Origin of the sequence: Arthrobacter sp. 2YAF22_2 (assembly GCF_052114645.1) — a bacterium.
Taxonomy (GTDB): domain Bacteria; phylum Actinomycetota; class Actinomycetes; order Actinomycetales; family Micrococcaceae; genus Arthrobacter.
In genome coordinates this window covers 1-2,293 of record NZ_JBFRFD010000548.1, presented here as the reverse complement: position 1 = coordinate 2,293, position 2,293 = coordinate 1, and the positions used below count along the sequence as shown (strand labels likewise).

Below are 2,293 nucleotides of genomic sequence, written 5' to 3'. Positions count from 1 at the left end.
ACGCAGGTACCCATCGGTCCCGGGAGCCATACAGCGAAACAACGCATGGGACGCCCGGCCGACGGCGGCGCTGCCGCGGCAGGCCAGCTCTAGGTTTTGCGGGTGCATGGGTGGTGCGCGGTGCATTGCGACAAAACCGCTTATCAACAGGCTAGGTTTACAAGGGTAAGTTTGTCGGCCACATTGCCTGAAGGACGGAACACCTCACGATGCCCGCTGCCACCCGGAGCGCTCCGGACCGCACTGCCAGGTTCGGCCTAGCCTTCATCGGCGTCCTGCTCATCGCAGTTAACCTCCGGGTGTCCTTTGTCAGCGYCGGACCCGTTCTGGCCAACATCAGCAGCGACCTGGAGCTATCCAGTGCCGCAGCAGGGTTCCTCACGGGTCTTCCGCTCATCGCTTTCGCCGCGTTCTCACCCGTGGCGCCGGGCTTCGCCAACCGTCTGGGTCTCGACCGGGCACTGTGGATGTCCCTGCTGATCCTCGCTGCCGGCATCGTGCTTCGCTCGTTGCCGCTGCCCGGCTTCATCTGGGCCGGCACCGCACTGATCGGCTTGGCGAYCGCGTTCCTTAACGTCCTGGTGCCGTCCCTCGTCAAGCGGGACTTTCCGCTGCGGGTCAGCCAGGTCACCGGAAGTTACACCGCCGTGCAGGCCGCCTTCGCGGCGATCGGGGCCGCCGTCGTCGTTCCCGTGGCACAAACGTCGCCGGCGGGATGGCGGCTTGCCCTCGGAATCTGGGTGGGACTGGCCCTCATCGCCATGGCGGTGCTCTTGCCGTGGCTGCGGCGGCACAGGCTAGGCGCCGCGCACGGCGCCACGCCGGACGTTGCCTACCGGTCGCCCTGGACCTCGGCCTTGGGCTGGCAGGTGACGATCTTCATGGGACTGCAGTCGATCGCCTTCTACGTCCTGATGGCATGGCTGCCCACCATCGAACAAAGCCGCGGAGTGCCCGCGACGACGGCGGGCGTCCATCTCTCCGTATTCCTGCTGATCAGCGTGTTCGCAAGCCTTGCCACCGGCGGAATCCTGCACCGGGGTTCGGACCAACGGCTGGTCTCCTGCACCAGCGGGGCGCTCACGTTCGTGACCTTCCTCGGGCTGGCGCTTGCTCCAGACCTCGTCCTGCTGTGGATCGTCCTAGGGGCCATCGGATGTGGAGGCCTCATCGTCATCGCCCTCTCGCTGTTCAGCCTCCGGACCGTGAATTACCCGCAGGCAGCGTCCTTGTCCGGAATGGCGCAATCTGTCGGCTACGGTCTGGCAGCGGTGGGCCCGGTGATGTTCGGCGGCCTTCGCGACGTGAGCGGAGACTGGACGCTTCCGCTCCTCGTCACCGCGGGCATCATGGCGGTTCTCGCCGCGACGGGTCTGCTGGCCGGACGTGACCGGGTCATCAGCGGCGCCGCCGCTTAACCGCATTACCGCACGACGTCGTCACCAGCCGCCGCGCGTCGGCGTGTGTCCCTTACGCGCATCCTCGGGCATCGCCATTTCTGCCCGCAGCCCAAGGAGCCGGATGGGACGGTCCGCCTCAATCTCGGCGGCGAGGTCCAACGCCCGGGCCAGGATGTCGTTCCGGTCGAAGGTTTCGGGGATCTTTCGCGCGTGGGTCTTGGTGAGAAACGGCGCGTACCGGACCTTGAGGGTCAGCCCAATAACCGGCCGTCCTTCGGCCACCACATCTTCGAGGACATGCGCCGTCAGCTCCCGCACGGCCTCGTCCACTTGGGCGGCCTCGGTGAGGTCCCGCTGGAAGGTGGTCTCCCGGCTGTGCCCGCGGGCAACCCAGGGGGTGCTGTCCACCACGCTGGTGCCCTCGCCACGGCCGAGCTCCGCGTACCAGGGACCCATCCTGGGGCCGAATTCAGGGACCAGATTTTGGGGGTCGGAGGCGGCCAGCTCGGCGACTGTCGTGATGCCGAGCTTGGCCAGCCGGCCCGACACTTTGGTTCCGACGCCCCACAGGTCCTTGGTTGGCCGGCCGCCCATGACCTCGAGCCAGTTCCCGGCAGTGAGTCGGAAGACGCCGGCCGGCTTGCCGAAACCGGTGGCGACCTTGGCCCGGACCAGGGTGTCGCCGATGCCCACGCTGCAATGCAGCTGCGTTTGCTCCAGGACCGCGGCCTGCACCTGCCGGGCATAGGCCTCCGGATTCTCGGCCTCAATGCCTACAAAGGCTTCATCCCACCCCAGCACCTGCACCGTGGCCCCGGGCCGCGCGCGCAGGGTAGCCATCACAACTTCCGACGCCGCGAGGTACGCCTCCTGGTCGACGGGCAGGATCACCG

The 2,293-nt window shown here is 67.4% G+C and carries 2 protein-coding genes; one reads left to right on the top strand and one right to left on the bottom strand.

Annotation, left to right across the window (positions count from 1 at the left end):
* The first annotated feature begins 209 nt into the window (after positions 1–209).
* Positions 210–1,418: an MFS transporter gene (locus tag AB4Y86_RS17125; RefSeq protein WP_441403366.1), complete on the top strand. Its 1,209-nt coding sequence runs from the start codon at positions 210–212 to the stop codon at positions 1,416–1,418.
* A 21-nt stretch (positions 1,419–1,439) separates the two neighbouring features.
* Here the strand turns inward: AB4Y86_RS17125 and AB4Y86_RS17120 are convergent.
* Positions 1,440–2,293, bottom strand: an 854-nt coding sequence (locus AB4Y86_RS17120; protein ID WP_441403365.1) for a DNA polymerase IV, incomplete at its 5' end; no start/stop codon positions are given.